The organism is Nostoc sp. CALU 1950 (assembly GCF_051172895.1).
GTDB classification, from domain to species: Bacteria; Cyanobacteriota; Cyanobacteriia; order Cyanobacteriales; family Nostocaceae; genus Nostoc; species Nostoc edaphicum_A.
This window is the reverse complement of the sequence record NZ_JBDNJQ010000046.1, coordinates 27,119-49,229: the sequence shown is the minus strand read 5'-3', so window position 1 is coordinate 49,229 and position 22,111 is coordinate 27,119. Positions and strand designations below refer to the sequence as shown.

The following is a 22,111-nucleotide window of genomic DNA, read 5'->3' as shown; positions in this document are numbered from 1 at the left end:
GGGGAGCAGGGGGGCAGGGGAGCAGGGGGCAGGGGGTAGGGGGCAGGGAGGAGAATAATTAATAACCAATGACAAATGACCAATGACAAATGACAAATGACTACTTCGTTTTAATTTTGGCTAGGAATTTGTCAAGCTGTTTTTGGCTGAGTCTGGCTGCTGAGAAATCTGAAGGTGTATGACCGATCGCACCAGGGGATTGACAGTGGGTAATGAGCGATCGCAATGCCTCTATGAACCCAAAGGCCAAACCCTCGATGGTGTCTCGGTTATGAACTTTTTCGCTGTAATTCCAAGTCATTTCCAGCCTTTCTGCACGAATAAATCCGCTTACTCCTAATAGGTGGCTGCGCTGATTAACTAAACTCTGTTCAGCTTTAAAATCTTCAGCCAAACCCAATACAGCAGATGCCTTAAGCACCTGATCGAATTGACCAAGGTAGTTAAAACTCACTTGTGCTTGGGGTAAATCCTGTAATTTCGTGCGTATTTTCTCATCCGGGTGCAAATATCGCAACACGCCATAGCCGATGCCCCGGTTGGGGATGCGCCGTAGTTGTTCTTTGACTGACTTTAAAGCCTCTCCTGCCTCTTGTTCAACTTTTTCTAGCTGTAAATGAACGGGGAATAAGGTAGTAAACCAGCCCACAGTCCGCGACAAATCCACATCCTCAAACAAGTCTTCTCGCCCATGTCCCTCTAAATCAACGAACAGGGAACGTTCTCCTGTCCATTGGGCAAAGCTTTGCACTAGGGCAGTCAACAGTACATCATTAATTTGAGTGTTGTAGGCAGAGGGTACATCCTGCAAGAGGGCGCGGGTTTGTTCTTCAGTTAAGGAAAGTGACACAGAAGCGGTTGAGGCTAAGGTATTATTTTCTTGATCTGAAGGATAATCTACTGGTAAGGCGGTAACTTTCAAATTAGACTCATTTAGCCAGTAATTCAACTCATTTGATGATTTGGCGTATTCTGTTAGGCGATCGCTCCAATATTGAAAGGATGTTGTCTTCGGTGGTAGTTTAATAGCTTTGCCACGGCTGATTTGCTGGTAAGCTGTAGCCAAATCTTCGAGCAAAATCCGCCACGAAATGCCATCTACTACTAAGTGATGGATGATGAACAGTAATCTGCCGGGTTTATCATTGCCTAACCTAAATAACGTCACTTGTGCGATCGCTCCAGTTGATAGATTCAAGCTAGCCTGGAGTTCAGCATCCGTTGCTTTCATTACTGTTTGTTGTTCTTCTGGCGACAGGTGCGACAAATTGATGACGCTAAATGGCACAACTTCCTGGGTAGGGGTGTTAATCTGCTGCCAGTTTTCCCCTTTTTGTATAAACTGCGATTCTCCTAAGAGGAGACGTGCAAAGCACGAACGCAAAACATCGTGATGCATCAACAATTGTTGCACGACTCGCTGCAATAGCTCTGGTTGCAAGTCTGGCGGCACTTTTAGCATGGCTGACTGGTTAAAGTAATCAGGTTCGGGCAAATTCTGCTCGAAAAACCAGTGTTGGATGGGTGTCAGCGCTACTGTACCTGTCACTAACCCTTGTTCGGCTTTGACAGAGCGAGCAATTCCTGCCACAGCAGCTAACTCAGCAATTGTTTGGTAATGAAATAGCTGTTTAGGGGCAATTTGGATACCCGCTTGATTGGCTCTTGAAATTACCTGAATACTGAGGATGGAGTCGCCGCCCAATTCAAAGAAGTTATCGTGGATGCCGACTTGTTTTAGTCTTAAAATTTCCGACCAAATCGCCGCTAATTTCTCTTCTGTAGGAGTTTGCGGTGCAACAAAATTATCTTTTACACTCAGTGAAAGTTCGGTGGCTGGGAGGGCGCGGTAATCTACCTTCTGGTTCGGAGTCATTGGTAGGGCTTTCAGGAGTGCGATCGCTGAGGGCACCATATAATTAGGCAACTTCTGTTTCAGGAAATGGCGCAGTTCATTGAAAGTCGGTGGGAAACTCCATCCACTTGTGGGTGGAGAGGGATAGCCGCCCACCGACTTGGGGCATTGGGCATTGGGCATTGGTGACTCTTCCCCATGCCCCATGCCCCATTCCCCATGCCCAAAAACTCCATCCCCTTGTGGATGGAGTTTTTCATCAGTAGTTGGTTGCGGCTGGTGCGGAACAACATAAGCCACAAGGCGCTTTTGTCCAGGGATATCTTCACGAGCAATAACTACAGCCTCAAATACCTGTGGGTGTTGTCTCAGCACCGTCTCGATTTCTCCCAACTCAATGCGGAAGCCGCGAATCTTCACCTGATTGTCAACTCGTCCGAGATATTCTAAGTTTCCATCGGCGCGAAAACGTGCTAAATCCCCCGTTTTATATAATTTTGGATTTTGGATTTTGGATTTTGGATTGTGAAATGGATTCTCGATAAATTTCTCCGTCGTAAGTTCAGGGCGTTGCCAATATCCTCTAGCTAATCCGGCTCCGCCAATGTGCAGTTCTCCGGGAACTCCTATTGGTACTGGTTGCAGATATTGATCCAAAATATAAACTTGAGCATTACTAATCGGTCGTCCAATCGAAACGGAGTTAGTTGAGGTTAACCGAGTTAAGGTGGTTATAATCGTTGCTTCCGTTGGCCCGTAACTATTAAGTAATTGGGGTGGATTGCAGAGGTGAGCAACACTACTGTGCCAGCGCTTCACTTTTTCGAGTTGAGCTTCTTCTCCCCCAATAATCACCATTCTCAGACTTTCGGGAATTCGGGAATCTTCAGAGGTAAGTTCCGCTACTAATTGATGCCAGTAAGCAGTGGGAAGATCCAAAACAGTTAACTGCCATTCTCGGCAACACCGCCAAAATTCATCGCTGGAGTGCAGCATTTCTTCGGTTCGCAGTACTAATGTTGCGCCAACTAAAAGACAAGGTAAGATTTCTTCAATAGATGTATCAAAACAGAGAGATGCAAATTGCAGAATATTATCAGTTGCATTAATTCCATATTCATGCATAGCACTGATAACAAAATTCATTAGCGATCGCTGTTCAATCATCACCCCTTTAGGTTTACCCGTAGAACCAGAGGTGTAAATAATGTAGGCGAGGTTATGAGGTTGAACTTCGCTAATCGGGTTGGTTGTACTGTGTTGAGTAATTATTTGCCAGTCTGTATCTAAACAGATGGTGGTTTTTCCGGCATAATCTGGTAGTTTTGCCTGAAATCTTTCTTGAGTCAGCAGAATGCTCAGTTGCGTATCTTCGAGAATATCAGCCAGTCGCTTTTGGGGATAGCTAGGGTCAAGGGGAATGTATGCACCGCCCGCTTTGAGAATGCCGAGTAAGCCGATAATCATTTCTAGAGAACGCTCAATGCAGATACCCACCAAGGTTTCTGGTTTGACTCCCAAACTTTGTAGATAGTGTGCAAGTTGATTGGCGCGATCGCTCAATTCGCGGTAAGTTAGCTGTTGACCTTCTTGTTGAATAGCTACAGCATCGGGAGTTAACTCCACCTGAGCTGCAAATAACTCATGAATACCCTGATTAAAGGTGTACTCTTTCTGAGTCTGATTCCACTCTATTAGTAATTGCTGCTGAGTCTCTGTTAGCAGTGGTAATTCTGAAACTCGCTGCTCTGGGTTAGCAACAATCCCCTCTAATAAAGTTTGATACTGCTCTAGCATTCGTTGGATTGTGGCAGCATCAAAGAGATCGCTGTTGTATTCTAAAACTAACGTGATTCCCTTCGCCCCCGTTTTAGAACCGTTCTGCACGCGTTGCTCAGAACGCGGTATAACCAGGAAATCCAGATCAAACTTTGCTGATTTATTGCTGATAGGTTCATGCAAGCTAATGTCCAAACCAGGAAGACTCAAGTCCGGCATGGGAGAATCGTGGAAGCTGAACATCACTTGAAATAGAGGATTGTGGCTTAAATTCCGTATTGGTTTGAGAACTTCCACCACCTTATCAAAAGGTAAATCTTCGTTGTTATATGCTTCCAGTGTTACTTGACGCACTCGGTCGAGTAATTCCCGAAATGTGGGATTGCCAGACAAATCAGTGCGTAGAACCAGGTTATTGACAATCATGCCAATTAACTTTTCTACCTCGTGCATCCGCCGATTGGCAACAGCAGTTCCTACGCTTAGGTCGTTCTGCCCAGTGTGTCGGTGCAAAATTACCAAAAAAGCTCCCAGCATCGTCATAAATAAGGTGACACCTTCTTGACGACTCAGAACTCGCAGAGATTCGCACAAGTTGATGGGAAGTTCCACCCTAATTTGATCGCCATTATAAGTTTGCTCTGTCGGTCGCGGGCGATCTAATGGTAATTCCAACAACGGTGAACTACCGGATAATTGCTGCTGCCAATAGGTTAATTGGGTTTGGGCTTCCTGGCTTTTGACCCACTGTCGCTGCCAATGGGCGAAATCCACAAACTGGAGGATTGGCTCAGTCAACGGGGAAAGATTACCCAAACAGAAGGCTTGATAAAGTTCAAGCAACTCACCCAGAAATACATTAAATGACCAACCATCATGAATTATGTGATGCTCAATGTGGAGCAATAAATGTTCTTGGTCGCTCAACCTCAACAAAACCCATTTAACTAGTGGTAGTTGATTCAAGTCAAACGGCTTTTGTACTTCTGCCTCAACTAGGCGCTGAACTTCTGCTTCCTGCTCAGATTCCGGGAATTTCTGGAGGTCAATAACTTTAAAGCTAATTGGTGACGCTGGGTGGATTATCTGAAATAGCCGTCCATTCACCGCCGGATAAGTCGTGCGAAAGATTTCATGACGGCGCACAATCTCGTTGAGGCACTGTTGTAATACCGCCACATTTAGCTGACCTTTAAATCGCATAGTTGCCTGGAATTGGTAGGCACTACTTTCAGGAGCCACTTGCTGAATAAAGTACACTCGCTCTTGGGCAAAGGAAACTGGTAAGAGTCCTTCACGCCCAATTCGTTGGATGACGGGACGCTGCAACGGCTGTTCTAACTGACTATGCTGTTCGATTAGTTGAGCTAAACCTGCGATACTGGGGTTTTCAAAGATGTGATGAAAAGACAACTCGACTTGGAAAACTTCGCGCACGCGAGAAAGGATCTGAGTTGCAATTAGGGAATGACCACCCAACTGGAAAAAATTGTCATTGACTCCAATCTGCTCAATTGCCAATAACTCAGCCCAAATAATCGCTAACGTCTCCTCAATTGGGCTACGAGGTGCGACAAAAGTTTCTTCGAGAGCGGGGCGTGTGCGATCGCAACCTGGAAGATTTCGACGATCCACTTTACCATTGGGCGTAAGGGGCAACGAGTCTAAAATTACAAAGACTGCTGGCACCATGTAGTTGGGCAGCTTTTCTTGGAGAAAACGTTTTAGAGTAGCGGCGATGGCTTCACGCTTTTGATTAAGGACAATATAGGCAACAAGGCGCTGCTCACCAGGGATATCTTCACGGACGATTACCACCGCCTGCTGTACATCCGAATGTTGACTCAAAAGCGCCTCAATTTCTCCTAATTCAATACGGAAGCCGCGAATCTTCACCTGATGATCAATTCGCCCCAAAAACTCAATATTGCCGTCTGGTAAATAGCGTCCTAAATCCCCTGTTTTATAAAGTCGGGGATTGGGGACTGTGGATTGGGGATTGGGGATTGGGGATTGGGGATTGGGGATTGGGAATTGAGAATTAGGAAGAATTTCTGCCCCTCTGCTTCCACCGAATGGATTGGGGATAAATTTTTCCTTGGTTAATTCTGGACGGTTTAGATATCCTCGTGCCAAGCCATCGCCGCCAATATATAATTCACCAACAGTACCAATAGGAACTGGTTGAAGCTGGGAATCCAGTATATAGATTTGTGTATTAGAGATTGGGCGACCAATCGGTATGTTTGTAGCCTCTTCTGAAATATCCTCTACTAGATACCAACAAGCAAATGTTGTACTCTCAGTTGGGCCATAAGCATTCAGCAATCGCTGTGGCGGCCCATTCTTGAAAACCGCTTTCACTGACTTGAGATCAAGAGTATCGCCCCCAATTAGTAAGTGATGTAAGTCTTTAAATGCTCCAGGGACAACACTAGCTAACTGATTAAATAAGGCTGGCGTCAAAAATAATACACTAATCCTTTGTTCGCGGATGTACGTTGCGAAATAATGGGGCGAAAGCACAACATTCTGAGGAATTACCACCAGCCTAGCCCCGTGGAGGAGAGATCCCCAAATTTCAAACGTAGCTGCGTCAAATGAAGTATTTGAAGCTTGAGCAACACTTAGTTGACCGCCGGAGATATCGCTCGGCATAAACTGTATGTAGTTGGTGTTGCATACTAACCGATTGACAGCCCGATGGGATACAGCTACTCCTTTTGGTGTTCCTGTAGAACCAGAGGTGTAGATAACGTAAGCGAGGTTTTCAGCCGTAACATTACTAATAGCATTCTCTTGGCTGTGTTGGTTGATGGATTCCCAGTCAGTATCCAGACAAACCACCTTTGTCCCGCTACCCGCAAACCCTTCAGCAAACTTTTGCTGTGTTAATAGCACCTGCACTTGTGAATCTGAAAGCATGAACGCTAGACGCTCTTTGGGATACGTTGGATCTAACGGCACATAAGCTCCACCCGCTTTGAGGATACCCAAACTACCCACTACCATTTCCCAGGAACGCTCAACGCAAATGCCTACTAGAACTTCTGTATCTACTCCTAGAATTCGCAAATAATGTGCTAATTGATTGGCTCGGTGGTTCAACTCTTGGTAGGTTAGTTGTTCCTCCTTAAAGACGACAGAAATATTATCTGGAGTTTTTTCTACTTGTGCTTCAAATAACTGATGTATGCATAGATGTTTGGGATAATCTACCGTTGTATCATTCCATTCAACTAATATTTTATGTCGTTCCTGCTCAGTTAAAGCACAAAAATCATCAACATACTGAGTAGAGTTAATGATAATTTCTTCCATAATAAATTTAGTACGAAGGTTGAAAGTTTTAGTAAAGTTATAGTTTTTGAATATATGCTTGACCCGGCTACATAGCTATTTTTTGGAAAAATAGGTAGACCGATTTTTCGGCTTGTGTTAGAGGATGTTTAAAAAGTCCTCTATCCTCTTAGATAACAGATATCTCAATACGGTTCGTTTAAGGTTTTTTGCCGTCAAGATGAAAGACTGATTATTGTAGAGACGGCGAATCATCGCGTCTCTTGTCTTAACCGAACAGTATTGACAGATATCTTGCACGAATCTTTAAAAGAATAGGCCTTTGAGGCTTTAATCCGATGAAATCAGACTCAGAGGCCATTTTATTTGCTCACAGCAATTTGCTGCGATCGCTTTCCTGACACCAATCGGAAAATAGAACACGAATGGATAGATATCTCAAAGCAAAGTACAGTCAGCTTTTCAGACTCCCAAATCCCAATCTAAAATCCAAAATAGTATTAGTGCTATTTGATTTAAAATGTCACCGAATGTAATAGTGAAATTATTCCTCGACAATTTCAATTGTTTTTGGTTGCTGAATCTCTTCAGTATCAATAATAACTTCTGGACTCAGTTCATTTCTCAGTTTGAGTTTTAGCTCATCTGAAATGGGTAAATCTTTAATTTCTTTGAGGAGATATCTCACTGATTCTGTTTTACTACGTTCTGTATAGACGGCCTTGAGAACAGCTTCAATTCCATATCCCGCGACAGTATCCCCTACAACCGTTATTAGACCAAGTATACCTATACCTCCGACAATGCCGAAGGGCCCTCCCAAGGCTGTGAGGGCAGCAACAATAGCAGCATTACTACCTGCTGATGTGACTGCTAAAATCACGAGAATGATGCCAGGAAGACCCAGACCAGCAAGTTTTTTAACGATTTCGTCCATTGTAATTACCTAAAATCCTTTTTTTCTTGGTTAAAACATTACTAAGAGTACGAGAATAGAGTCTTTGTAAATAAAGAAACCTATCTCAAAACCTAGACTAAGCTAGATAAAAGTCATTCACGCTCAGATTGGGTTAATATTTTTTGAGTTTTATCTCTAATTTACCCCGCTCTGATAGTTCGATTTAGTTGGGGTTCCAATCCCCAATCCCTGGATTTACCCCCCTTAATCCCCCCTTGCAAAGGGGGGAAATATCCGGTTCTCCCCCTTTGCAAGGGGGAGTTAGAGGGGGTGAAAAAGACTTGTGTGTACACGGTAGCCCCTGCTTACCCATCTCACACAATCGCATTCCTCCCATCCCCAGTTCCATCAAAGCGATCGCTAATTTTCCCATTTACAGCAGAGATAGCCACTGTTCTTGGTGAGGCTAAATAATTTTTGCCCGTTGGATCGCCGCTACGTCCTTTAAAATTGCGATTGGTTGCATAAATCCCTGTTTCTTCTTTTGCCAAAACCCCAAGTCCAGAATTGATACAAGCCCCACAACCTGTCTTGAGAATTTGTGCTCCTGCTTGTTCAAAAATATCGAGATAACCTAACTCTTGGGCTTGTTCTCGAATTTCAATGGTTGCAGGTACAATAAACAAGTTTACACCGTCTGCCAGTTGGCGACCGTGCAAAACTTCGGCTGCTTGAGCTAAATCGTAGAGTTTACCCCCAGTACAAGAACCAATAAAAGCTTTGGTAATCGGAATGTCTTCTAATTGACTAATGGCAACTACTTGATCCGGTTTTGGGGGACGTGCCACTTGTGCTTCTAAATCACTGAGGTCAAACTGATAAACCCTTTCGTACTCAGCATCAGCATCGCCGCTAATTTCTACAAATTCTTCTGAAGATCGGTTTTTTACATACTCACGTGTCACCTCATCAGGAACAATCAAACCACATATTGCACCACACTCCACAGCCATATTGGCTAGAGTTAATCGTTCATCAAAGGGTAGTTGGGCAAGGATTGAGCCTCTAAACTCTATTACCTTACTGGTAGCGCCAGCACAGCCGATTTTTCCCAGGATAAATAAGATAATATCTTTGGCACTAATTTTAGGAGACAAGGTTCCAGACAACTCAAATACTAGGGTTGGAGGAACACGAATCCACATATCTCCTGTGGCATAAATATTAGCCATATCGGTGGTTCCTACTCCTGTGGAAAAAGCTCCCAATGCTCCGTAGGTGCAGGTATGGGAATCTGTACCAGCAATCAGCATTCCTGGTCGGACAAACCCTTTTTCTGGGAGTAAAACGTGACAGATGCCCGCTGCTTCACCAGGGGAAACCATATCAAATAAGTGGCATCCTTGGACTTTAGCAAACTGAATCATCTGGTCATACATGACATGAGCTTTGTGATCAGCACGGATGTCGTTGACTTGGATAAAGTGATCGGCTACCAAAACTACCTTTTGGGAGTCCCATAACTTTGCTCCTTCTCCATATTCTTGATAAAATATCTTGGCCACAGGCCCAGCTACAGCATCATGGGATAAGGCTAAATCGACCTGGGCAAAAACCACTTCTCCCGGCTGGACGTAGGAATTTCCAGAGGCTTTAGCTAAGAGTTTTTCGACTAAAGTCATGGGGCGTGGCGGGGTGAAGCTGCGAGGAATGGTGATTTTACCCTGACGACGCAGTTGATTAAAAGACATTAACCCACCGGCTAGTGCGATCGCATCAACTACAGGATTCTCCTGTTTCTCCCCCAAAATTTCTAAGGGTAGTCCAATATTGATGCTATTACGATAAAAAATTTCAGCGAACGATCGCGCCCGAATTTTCTCAATTCCCGCAGCTTGCAAGGCAATGGGGGCAACTTCTCGACTGGAACCACAGCCGAAATTTTCTCCTGCTTCAATCACATTGAATTTTAGCAGTTCACCTGCTCCAATAATATGTTCTAAAGCATACTTTTTTAAGTAATCAGGGTCATCTGTAGTCGCCCGATTGGCAGGAATAATATCATCGGTATTGATATCATCTCCCAGGTGCAAAACGTTATTTGCATGACTCATGAAGCACTCCTAATTGAGAATGTTGCACAACTGAAAGTTCTTCAAGTAAAAGGTCAACTAAGGTTGCAGTATTGACTAAAATTTCTTCTCCTTGGCTAAATAAATCAGCTGTTCGGTATCCCTTAGCTAAAATCCGGTCTTGCGCTGCAATAATTCGTTGGGCAGCCCGCACTTCTCCCCATTGTTGAAGCATTAAAATACAAGCTCCAAGGGTGCCGAGGGGATTAGCAATTCCCTTCCCAGCAATGTCTGGGGCTGTACCATGAATCGCTTCGTACAAACCAAATCCATCAGCATTAAGACTCGCCGATCCTAATAAACCAATTGAGCCAATTAATGCACCACCAATATCGCTAAGAATATCTCCAAACAAATTGCCCGCTAAAATTACATCAAACCGTTGGGGATTCAGAACCATTTGCATAGCTAAGTTATCCACCAGCATTGGTTCAATAACAACGCCAGGAAACTCTTTGGCTTCTTCTTCCACTAGACGAGTCCAAGGCAAATAAGGCAAGGCATTTTCTTTGTGGGCTACGGTGAGTAATCCTCGGCGGTATTGGGCTTGTTCTAAAGCCTTGCGAGCAATTCGACGAATCTCTTCATCGTAATAGCGCATCGTATGATAGCCATAATCTCCTTTATCATCTGAGCCGCGTCCAGATGGGCCAAAATAGATTCCACTCACCAGTTCTCGAACGATGAGAATATCAATTCCTTGAATTTTCTCTGGTCGAAGACTAGATTTATGTACGAGGCTTTTAACGCTACGGATCGGACGAAGATTGCAAAAAAAGTCGAAATGCTTTCGGAGTTCTAGTAGTCCGCCTTGAGTAACTGCACCAAATACAATGCCATCGGCTCCATCGCACAGTTCGGCGGTAGCTTGAGGGAAATAACTACCCAGTTGTTCAAGTGCAGTTGCACCAAGCCAGCCATAGTCTACCTGTAAGGTAAATCCTTCAATTTTAGCGACATGTTGCAGAATTTTTAAGGAAGCTTCTACAACTTCTGACCCAATTCCTTCCCCTGGAATGGCGACGATCCGATAAGATGGCTTACTTAAAGACCCCATTTCGACCTATTGAAAATTACTGGCTCAACTCCATTAACATCAAGAAAAGCTCAAATTTATGTTAATAAAATACTAATCAACTCATCGATTTCTTTACTTTTTTCTTGAATCAGTGTATTAGCTAAAGTTTGTAACTGCCGCAGATTTTCGGGCTTGGCATTATCTATTGCTTCAAGTTCACTTTTTAAGAATGTTTGAAATCTATAATAAGAACTTTTGCTACCTTTACTATTAGCCTCAAACAACCTTTCTAATTCTCCAGCTACTACTTCACTGCCACCATCAAGCACAATATTTAACAGCGGTTTTGCCCATTGCAATAGTCCCCATTTTTTTACTTCGTCATAAGGGTAGACACTCGTCAGTGAGCCGGTACCCAAGGATACTATCAAGACATCCTCTGTATTCAAGACTTGTTTATTTTCTTGTCTACTAATTTGCGCTTCCAAAATAGCCAAATTAGCTGGATTATTAGCGACTACCCCGCCATCAACTAAAGTATAGAAACCGTTGGTATTATGAGAACTGGCAACGCGATAGGGAGCGAAATAAGTCGGAGTTGCACTAGTTGCCAATGCTGCATCTGTGAGGGTAAAACCTGAGCATAACTTGCGGAATCTTTTCGATTCTGTCTGTTGCTTTTCGATTTTATTAGTAAAGAATATGGGAATTCGCTGCTCGATATCGTAGCTAGTTACGAAAACTTCTTTGAGATTATTTTCTAGAGGAGTGTCGCCAAAATATTGCCTGATAATTTCTTCTCTCCCCTCAGAAGAATATTTTGGTTGGACAAATATATCTTCTAGTTGACCGAGTATTTGTTCCCAGAATGGCTCGTAAAATATCTCAGCCCCATACTCAAGATATATTTGGACGAGATCCTCAGCGCTGTATTGGGCGGTGGGTAAGCTATCAGTGGCTTCTAAGTCTAATCGGGGTTTGGTTAATCCGAGTGCCAGAATTCCGCCGCTGGAAGTGCCAGAAATTAAATCGAACAAACTAAAAATCGGCTTTTGTGCCCGCTTTTCGATTTCTGCTAGTAGCAGGGCTGGGATAATGCCCCGAATACCACCGCCATCAATAGCAAGTATTTTGTATTTGGGATTAGCTTTCGTATTCATAGTTTTTGGCGATCGCTCCTGAGTTAATGTTTGCTGTTGAATATCGACTGGAACTGTTTCGGCTTTCTCCTCTTTTGGCTGGAGAGTTTGAATGTTTGCAGATTTTTCGCTCTGTCTTTTTGTCCCTTTTTTTGCCTTTGGGTGACGCTCCTCTGGCGCTAACACAGTTGTCGTCTGGGTTGGGATGCCAGTTTCTACAATTGGAGGAACCTCAACGGACTCTTGCTGCAACTCGGTTTCACTGACAGCAATTACTTCAACGGAGACGACATCTGCAACAGACTGGCTTTCTGGCTCCAGCACCACAGTTTCCGCAAGGTTTCTCTCCTCGGAACTACTCGCTGTCTGTTCTTGTGGCTCACTCTCGTTCGATGATTGTGTAATTCCAAATGGAAGTTGTGCGACATCCCAACTAGGATTGCCACGCAAGTTTCCATCAAGACCATTTTCAGTTTGGTCTTTTACAGTTTTTCCTTGTCCTTCGTTTAATGTCCAGTAAGCGACTAATCCTTGTTCATTCCCAACTAAAGGCTGATCGCGATGCCTTTGAATTTCCGCTGGGGGACAGGGATAATTCCAGACGCTAATATTTGCTAATTGACCTGTGAAATATATGTTGTTGTGTAAAGTCGCGCCCAGTGTCACAGAACTAGTTGCTTTATTTAAAGAGTCACCTGTAAAGTACCCAAAATACTCATTCTCATCAAGATATATGCTCAGTTGACCTTTATTAAAAACAATGGCAAAGAAGTGCCATTGTCCGGTAGTTAATTCTCCATTGCCAAAAGTTTTAATTTTCTTCTCAAGAGTCTCATCAATGAATACATCTAGGTTCCCTGATTCACTGATGCCGAACTCAAAATTATCACTATATCGATCTGAAGAACGAGCAAAAAAAACATTGCGCGTGCCGTATGTAGTGGCTTTATCTGTTAGCTGATGAGGATTCACCCATCCAGAAATCGTAAAGGCCGAACTTCCTTGAGCAAAAACACCAGAAAAATCATTTTTGCCAAAGTCTATGTAATCATCTTGGCCATCAAATGTCAGAACTGATTGGCTATATACCTGGTTTGTCACAAGAGTTTAATCTCCAAATAGGATAATTCGTAATTCTAATTAATCAATGCAATAGATGAATAAACTATGTTTGTTAGTAAATCTCTTGAACTACCTGTGTTAAAAGTATTTTTGCCTTAATTAGGCAACTTATCGGAAATTAGTAATTTTTTTTATAGCCAAAGATTATTTTTTATTAAATCGACTAAATTTTTTAAAAACAACGTGCTTAAATACTTGTCGGTTAAGAGGTTGTTTGAAAAGTATTTCACTGTGACTTTAGGCACTTTTTGATCACCCCTAACTCCCCTTAAAAAGGGGGGAACCGGAATCAAAGTCCCCCTTTCTAAGGGGGATTTAGGGGGATCTAAAATTTTTGATGCCGACGGCAAGAGAACTTTTCAAACATCCTCTAAGGGCAAAAGGTAAAGAGAAATCTTTAACTTTTACTATCTAAGTTTGAGAATGAACTCAATTCCAAGTTAAAAATACACAAAGCTAGTAGTATGGCAACGCGCTTAATCTCTACTCTCAAATAATCTCAGCTTTATCAAGAAAATGCAATAGCAGTTAAGACAGTAAAAGTAGACAGTTAAGACAGTAAAAGTGGACAGTTAAGACATTTAAGACAGTTAAGTAGACAGTTAAGACAGTTAAGACAGTTAAGTAGATAAAATATCCTTTACAAAACTTAATTACGAATTACGAATTACGAATTATTTTAATATTCCCCCTGCTCATGCAACAACGCCAAAAAGAGGGGGAAACTAATTATTATAATACTTCTCGGTTAAGGAGAAAAGGGGAAATAAAAAACCTTTAACCCTTACCCTTTGCCCTTTTCCCAAAACCCGATTCCGAATTAAAAATGCTTAACCGAGAAGTATTGCTAATTATTGTAACTCTGCCCAAATTCCTTGACAGCGTTCCATAACTAGCCCTTGAAAAATTGATTGAGTTGATGGATGAATGTCTATTTTGTACAGATAGAAAATACCTGTAGGACTTTTAAGGTTTAACTCTCTTCGGGTAAGAGATAATGCTTGTGTCCGATGGAGTTCAACGGCTTGGAGTAAACCTGGATAACTCAAATTACGTAAAGCTAATTGACCTTTTTTAGTGATATATATAGCATCACTTTGAAAAAGATGTTCTAAGCTTATAAGACTAGCATATACATCCGTATCTTTTTCTATGCCTCCTAAACGGTGAGCATCTAAGCCAAAGCGAATGCAGAAATTGACAGCTACCAACTTCCCAGCTTCTTGAGCAGGTAAAATGCAAGCTGCAAACTCAAACCCTAAACTATCAGATCGCCATTCTTCTACACCAGCATAGGCATAGTTTTGGAAGAGATTATGCTTTACTTTGAAGTCAAATCCCAAACCACTAGCATGTCCTGCTTCATGAACTTGAGTGTCTATATGGCGATAGCGTTCACTATTGATTTCGTCTTCTAATGGGCCTAATAGTAAATTTGCTGTTTCATGTTCAAATACTTTTTGAATGCATTCGCGACTAGAACCTAAAAAACGTCGTCGCTGCTCGCTTGCATTGTTTAATGCTGGGCCACAAACACTGTTAGGAAATGACCATCCATTTGGGACGATGAAGGCTTCACTAATTTCACCACTGACATTACCGCAACTAGCAATTTCGGTAAAAGAAAGATTCCTTGGAATTGGTTGGCTTAGGGTTCCAAATTTTTCGCGACTCAGATTTTCTAATTGTTCAATAGATGGCTGAGAGTTATCGTGCATTTTGCCGTAAATTGCACTTAAAGTCACCTGGCTTTGGCATTGTCGATTTATTTGGTAAGGTGCGATTATCAAGAAATAACCATTTTTACCAATAAAATCCATATTAATAAAGCCTTCAGACAAGATACTCCAATCGTTATTTTCTAAAGCATCTGCTGTGTTGAGTAGCCAAGTTGAAGGAAGTTCACAAGAGTTTGTCGCCTGTTGACGCAGTTTTTTGACAGCAATGGCAATTTCATCTTGCTGAATATATTGAACTATTTGTTTGGCTAATTCTTGTTTATCTGCAAATATTATTGTCATTTTTTACACCTAATATTGAAATTAGCTGGAGTACGAAATTATGTTATCTTTTGCTCTATTTATGCTTCAAGAGTTTGCTCATTTTTAGGTAAAAGCATTAGTAAACGCTAAATTTTCACCCATTTCAACACCTTGGAGTCTTTGTTGTAGCGGTAGGTAAAGCCATCTTTGCCAGTAGTGGACTTACCAAGGCTTGCTCTACTTCTAATACTGGCAAGGGAATAGTCTGTTAATTCCTGCATTTCTTTATGAGAAAGCCCTTCAATTGTGCCTAGTTCGGGTGGATTTTGGGATTGATTATTGGGTAAAATATCTATGATGATTTCAGTATTTTCAGGAGGATTAGTGGCTATTTCTGTTGCTTTTTGACGCCGATAATCTTCCACGGTAACAAGTTGCCAACTAGAATCTTGTGATAGTTCTAAAACCCATTGATGATAATTAAACAAACTTTCTCGATGTCCAACACTGATAAATGTTGTTTTTGTCTCTCGTAACTTTTGATATAAGCTCTCCTCGTTATCCAAATCCAAAGCACTTGTTGCTTCATCTAATATGGTGAAACTAGGATGAGTAATTAATAATCGGGCGAATGCAAGGCGTTGTTGTTCTCCCAAGGAAAGTATATTTTCCCAAGGAACCTCTGTATCGAAACCATCGACTCGACTAAGCAAGTTTTGCAGATTAACTTGTTGTAAAACTTCTTTGAGTTCTCGATCGCTCATGGGACGATTTGTATGAGGATAGAGTAACTGTTCGCGCAGAGTTCCCAAAATTATATAAGGACGTTGGGGCAAAAATAAGACTTGTTCTAAAGGCGGTCGCACCAGACGACCAGTTCCCGCATTCCATAAGCCAGCGATCGCTCTTAACAGAGAACTTTTACCTCGACCACTAGGCCCAACAATTAATAAACTTTCTCCCGATTCAACAGAAAGTGATAAGTCTTCGACAATTACCTGCTGATAGTTGGGCGTTTGTAAGGTGACATGCTCAAAAGTGAGATGGTTTTCTTCTATTGTTTTAATAGTACTGACATTTTCGGGTTGCTTAGTTACTTCTTCTAAAGAATTTGAAAACTCAGCTAAACGATCAACGTAACTAGAAAAGCGTCCTGAAGTACCAAATTCATTTATTAATTCTCCCAGAGCAATAGCAAACATATTACAAGCTAAAGCGGCTTGTCCTAGTTGTCCAAAATCAATTTCGTCTCTAATATATAAAGGCGCGAGTACTAAAAAGGGGAAGATTTGGATAACGGATTGATATCCTCTGCTAAAAATTTCCGTACCTCTTTCCCAACTTATCTTGCGTTCCGTGTTGTTAATCAGATTACTAAATCGGCGTCCAATTATATTTAATTCTTGTTTTTCTCCCTGAAAAAAAGCTATCGATTCAGCGTGATTCCGAACATGAGTCAAGGAATAATTGTATTCAGCTTTAAATACAAGTTCTTCTTGATTAATTTTACTCAATGTTTGATTTAAGTAAACAGCAATAAAATTACCTATGATCGTATAAGCAAGTAGAACAACAGCGATTTGCTGGGAAATAGACCAGACAATTATTAAAAAAGTTGTCATTTCCAGTACTTTTTCTAAAAAAGTAGCTGAAAAACTCAAAGCACTATTGGTAACAGGTTCAATTTCTTGAGATAAGCGTTGATCTGGGTTATCAAGATCGGCTTTAAAGTTAATTTTATAATAAGCACGATTGCTCAAATATTTCTCTAAAATATGATTGTTTAGCCATTTGTACCAATCCAGAGCAATTTTTTTTCTGACAAATTTAGAAAATCCTACTAACAGGGTTACTAAGACTAGCCCAACAATATTAACTGCTAAGGTATTAAGGAACTTATCATAATCTTTGTCTTGGATAAGACTATCGACCAAATAGCGACTAACAAAACTATTAAAAGCAGTTACGCCCACAAGCCCGATTATTAGTAATATCAGAAGAATAAGCATTCCCCAGGCGCGAAGAACGTCTGGAAATGTTCTATCACCTGGCTTTGTTGGATACCAGTAAGGGCCTGCGATCGCTTTTACATCTTCCCAAAATTGAGTAAAACTTGAAAAAGCATTTGTTATGGGTTGAGCTTGAACAGCTTGGGTTGGCATATTTTAGAAATAAATTGAAATCTTTTATAATCAGATTTAGCACTTTTTAGTACTGAGTGAAAAAGCATCTTTGCACTTATAGCGGTTCTCGATAAGCGTGAAGTACAATTTTGACCTCACTTCCATTCCTCTCTCCTAAAAGGCTACGGTGTACACACAAATCATCTGATCCCCCTAAATCCCCCTTAAAAAGGGGGACTTTGATTCTAATTCCCCCCTTTTTAAGGGGGGTTAGGGGGGATCAAAACGCTGTTGGGCAACTTTTTAAGACTTGTGTGTACACGGTAGCTCCTAAAAGGAGAGAGGTCAAAATTGTTCCCCCTTCCCGCCTTCGGGAAGGGGGTTAGGGGGTTAGATCTATTTACACACATGTACCTCACCGAATTGAAAATGGCTATAGTTTGCTGATGCTTGCTGGATGCAAGCTTTCAAGCGTTCGGCTAAAACCTGGACATGGGGTTCAGCCATAATCGTGATATGGTTACCTAGCACAAAATGGATATCCACTGGTTCGGTACAAAAATCGCTCCAGCCCAAGGATAAATCTTGTGAAACCTCAGCATTTAACTCACTATTAGGGTCTTCTGGCATATCCTCGTTAGCTCGTAGAATCGTAAGTTTACCCGGATAAATCTGTTTTGGTAGATAATCAACTAGACATAAACAGCTAGTTTTATAAGCTTGGACAATATTTTTCAGCTGCGTAATTTCAGCATTAGGAGCCAACATATTAGCCATTTTAAAATAGTGTAAAACGTATTTTAGTTGCTCCTCCATAGTCAAGGTTTGGAGAGTATCGTAGGAAATATCCACGCTTTTTTCTAAATAAAGTTCTATTCCTTTGCTCACCTCCGCTAGCCACATAGCATCATCCCAATTAATATAATCAATCAGCATTTGCTTATCCTTATAAGTCGGTGCTGAAGAATCAATTATCGCCAGCAATGCAACTTCATGTCCCTGATAAACTAGCTGTTGGGCCATTTCAAAAGCGACGTTCCCACCATAGGAATGTCCTCCCAAAAAGTATGGGCCTTGGGGCTGCACAGCTTGCATTGCTTGAATGTAAATACTAGCCATATCCTCAATACGAGTAACTGACTCTAAGTCACTATATAAATCATTTTGAAAACTGTATAACGGTTGATCTGCTCCTAAATAACGTCCTAAGTGATAGAAGTAAAAAGGCCTGCCACCTGCTCCGGGAACGCAGAAGAAAGGCAAGTTTGAACCGTTTGGTTGAATTGCTACCAAACAAGACGAATCAGAGTAATCCGCGCCTTTTTGTACAATTGTCGCCAACTGTTCAATAGTTGGATTTTGAAAAAGGTTGGTTAAGGTGACATCTTTACCAAGCTGCTGTTTAATTTGAGTCATTAAGTAGGGAGCTAAAAGGGAATGACCACCAAGGTCAAAAAAGTTATCTTGTACTCCCACTTTGTCAACTTTCAGAATCTTTGACCAGATTTGTACTAGTTGCAGTTCTAATTGGTTACGAGGTTGAACAAATTTGTCTAAGTTGCTGGTGTTAGAAGGTGCTTTCAAGGCGCGGCGGTCTACTTTTCCATTGGGAGTTAGTGGCAAGGACTCCAACATCACAAAAGCATTTGGCGTCATATATGCAGGTAGTTTATTAGCAAGGAACTGACGCAGTTCGCTTACTGTGGGTGTTACCTGTGGGTGCGGCACGATGTAAGCGACTAACCGCTTTTCACCTGGGGTATCTTCGTGGGCAATGACGCAAGATACCTGCACATCTTCATGTTGGCTCAGTACAGCTTCAATTTCTCCCAACTCAATGCGGAAACCACGAATTTTTACTTGGTTATCGATGCGTCCCAAGTATTCGATATTGCCGTCACTCAAGTAGCGTGCTAAATCCCCAGTTTTATAAAGTCGGGGACTGGGGACTGGGGATTGGGAACTGGGGATTAGGGGCAATGGGGATTGAGAATTAGGAAGAATTTCTGCCCCTCTGCTTCCACCGAACGGATTGGGGATGAATTTCTCTTGTGTTAACTTTGGTCGGTTGAGATAGCCGCGTGCCAATCCTGCACCACCAATATGCAATTCTCCTGGCATACCCACGGGCACTGGTTGTAGATATTCGTCTAAGATGTGGATTTGGGTGTTAGCGATCGCTCGGCCAATGGGAATTGACTCTATGGTTGCGTCAATCTGTCTAGGGATAGGGTGACAACAAGTAAAAGTCGTGCTTTCTGTCGGCCCATACCCATTAATGATTTGCGTAAATGGCAGAGCCGCCAAAGCTCTCTGAACGTGAGCAACTGAAAGGGCTTCCCCACCAATTAGTAACTGTTCAATTCCTGACAGAGCTTTTTCATCATCATCAATTATGGAGTTAAATAAAGCAGCCGTCAGCCATAAAATCGTAATGCCGTGTTTGTGAATTTCATCCCTGAGACTTTTAGCGGTAGGAATACTTCCTGGGAAAAGAACGCATCTAGCACCATGTAATAAAGCTCCCCAAATCTCAAAGGTGGAAGCATCAAAAGAAATTGGGGCTAACTGAAGAAATCTTTGGGTGGTATCGAGATGAACATAATTGACGCCAAACAACAGACGATTAACGCCACGGTGAATCACTTCAACTCCTTTCGGCTGACCTGTAGATCCTGATGTATAAATCACATAAGCCAAATTAGTTGCTTGCACATCCGCGATACCTACGGTAAGCTGCGCGATCGCATTATCCTGATTACATTGGTCAATCAAGGGCCAGTCAGTGTCTAAACAAACAAGCTGTGCTTGATGTTGTGGCAGTCTATTAACAAGTTGCTGCTGAGTTAGCAATACTGAAACTTGAGCATCTTGAAGCATGAATTGTAAGCGTTCTTGGGGATACTCTGGGTCAAGTGGCAGATATGCTCCACCCGCCTTGAGAATTCCCAGTAGTCCCACAATCATCTCTAGCGATCGCTCTACACACAACCCGACCAGTACATCTGCTCCCACACCCAAGGAGCGCAAATAGTGCGCCAACTGGTTAGCACGACTATTCAACTCACCATAAGTCAGTTGTTGATTTTCATACACCACCGCCACTGCATCGGGTGTTCTCTCAACTTGCTTCTCAAATAACTGATGGATACAAAAATCCTGGGGATAATCTACTTGAGTATCGTTCCACTCCACCAACAATTGATGTCTTTCTGCTGAACTCAATAGTGGTAATTCAGAAATTCGCATTCTGGGATTTGCGACAATTGCTTTGAGTAAAGTTTGAAAATGTTGGCCGATGCGAGTAATTGTGGTGGCATCAAATAAATCAGTGTTATAGCACCAAACACCCTCCAGACCTCCTGGATTTTCCCAGTAGTTCACTTCCAAATCAAACCTGACTTTGACATCAAGTGGTAACGGCACATTCTGGATAGTTAAACCTGGTAAATTAGCAGAAGATTGTGGCGCATTTTGGAGGGAAAACATTACTTGTACCAGGGGATTACGACTCAAATCTCGGTCTGGCTGTAACTTTTCCACCAACATTTCAAAAGGCAAGTCTTGGTGGGAGTATGCTGACAACGTGGTTTGCCGGACTTGCGCTAAAAACTCAGTAAAGCTGGGGTTTCCAGACAGATTGCCCCTTAATGGTAGGGTATTAGCAAAAAACCCCATTAGCTGTTCGATCGCTGGACTGTTGCGGTTAGCGATCGGAGAACCAACAACAATATCTGATTGACCACTGTAACGAGAGAGCAAGACCAAAAAAGCTGCCAGTAGGGTCATAAATAAGGTTGTGTCTGACTCCTGGCTCAATTGCTTGAGGCGTTGTGTGAGGTCGCGATCCAGTTGAAAACACTCAACTCCACCTTGAAAGGTCTGAACTGGGGGACGTTTTCGATCAGCAGGGAGTTCTAGTACTAGAGGCGCATCTGCTAATTGTTTTTGCCAGTAATTGAGTTGGCGCTCAAGAACTTCGCCTGTGAGCCACTGGCGTTGCCAAACTGCAAAGTCGGCGTATTGGATAGGTAATTGGGCTAGTGGGTTGGGTAATCCTTGAGTGAAAGCTGCATATAACTGAGATAACTCACGGAAAAAGATGCTCAAAGACCAGCCATCGTAGATAATGTGGTGCATCTTCAACAGCAGTACATACTCCTGGGAATTCAGTTGGAGTAAGGTGAATTGTACTAATGGTTCAGCAGCCAGATCGAAAAGCTCGGATGCAATGGACTTGGCTATTTGTCGAATTTGCTCAGTTTGCTCCTCGGTGGACAACCCCTGCAAGTCATGGATTGGCAAAGTTAGGGCTGTGGGAGGGGCAATTAGCTGGATCGGGTTTCCGTCTACTGTGGGAAAAGTGGTTCTTAAAACCTCGTGGCGGCGAATCAGTTCGCTGAGGCTCTGCTCCAGTGCAACTATATTGGGCGAACCGTCTAGTCGCAGAGCTTCCAGCAGATTGTAAGCAGTACTGTCGGGTGATATCTGGTGGATAAACCAGAGCCGTTGTTGGGCAAAAGACAGTGGTAGCTTACCATCCCGTAGTACGGGTTGAATGGACAACTGCTCGGAGACTTTAAGCTGCTTTGCCTCCTGTAATAATAAAATCAGGTCTGTTTTGCGCTGGGCGATTTCTTGGCGCAGGGTTGGAGTTAACGCTCCTTCAGGCGCATGACAGCGCAAGCGATCGCCATCGGTTTCTAGATTAATACTTAAATTTCTGAGTTGACAAAGAAAATCAAATGTGCTGTTAGTCATTC

General features: G+C 42.4%; 8 protein-coding genes and 1 pseudogene. All 9 read right to left on the bottom strand.

The window, feature by feature from the left end:
• Positions 1–100: 100 nt before the first annotated feature.
• The 9 genes and pseudogenes from ABF638_RS14830 to ABF638_RS14790 all read right to left on the bottom strand — a co-directional run bounded on the left by ABF638_RS14830 (position 101) and on the right by ABF638_RS14790 (position 22,109).
• Positions 101–6,955, bottom strand: a complete 6,855-nt coding sequence (locus ABF638_RS14830; RefSeq protein WP_435023450.1) for an amino acid adenylation domain-containing protein — start codon at positions 6,953–6,955, stop codon at positions 101–103.
• 523 nt (positions 6,956–7,478) lie between these two features.
• A complete protein-coding gene (locus ABF638_RS14825) occupies positions 7,479–7,871 on the bottom strand; it encodes a hypothetical protein (protein ID WP_435023449.1) in 393 nt (130 codons plus the stop codon).
• Positions 7,872–8,206: 335 nt separating this feature from the next.
• Positions 8,207–9,514 carry a 3-isopropylmalate dehydratase large subunit gene (locus ABF638_RS14820; RefSeq protein ID WP_435023451.1) on the bottom strand — a complete coding sequence of 436 codons (1,308 nt, stop codon included), beginning with the start codon at positions 9,512–9,514 and terminating at the stop codon, positions 8,207–8,209.
• A gap of 132 nt (positions 9,515–9,646) precedes the next feature.
• Positions 9,647–9,790 (bottom strand): annotated as a pseudogene (locus ABF638_RS14815) (3-isopropylmalate dehydratase); the annotation flags it as partial.
• Between the two features lie 139 nt (positions 9,791–9,929).
• Complete coding sequence (locus ABF638_RS14810; RefSeq protein ID WP_435023448.1) at positions 9,930–11,021, bottom strand: isocitrate/isopropylmalate dehydrogenase family protein; 1,092 nt, start codon at positions 11,019–11,021, stop codon at positions 9,930–9,932.
• 56 nt (positions 11,022–11,077) lie between these two features.
• Positions 11,078–13,222 carry a patatin-like phospholipase family protein gene (locus tag ABF638_RS14805; RefSeq protein ID WP_435023446.1) on the bottom strand — a complete coding sequence of 715 codons (2,145 nt, stop codon included), beginning with the start codon at positions 13,220–13,222 and terminating at the stop codon, positions 11,078–11,080.
• Positions 13,223–14,094: 872 nt separating this feature from the next.
• A complete protein-coding gene (locus ABF638_RS14800) occupies positions 14,095–15,264 on the bottom strand; it encodes a DUF6014 family protein (protein WP_435023445.1) in 1,170 nt (389 codons plus the stop codon).
• Between the two features lie 107 nt (positions 15,265–15,371).
• Positions 15,372–17,387 carry an ABC transporter ATP-binding protein/permease gene (locus ABF638_RS14795; RefSeq protein WP_435023444.1) on the bottom strand — a complete coding sequence of 672 codons (2,016 nt, stop codon included), beginning with the start codon at positions 17,385–17,387 and terminating at the stop codon, positions 15,372–15,374.
• Positions 17,388–17,744: 357 nt separating this feature from the next.
• Entirely contained in the window at positions 17,745–22,109 is a 4,365-nt protein-coding gene (locus ABF638_RS14790; RefSeq protein WP_435023443.1) for an amino acid adenylation domain-containing protein, read from the bottom strand.
• Positions 22,110–22,111 lie beyond the last annotated feature (2 nt).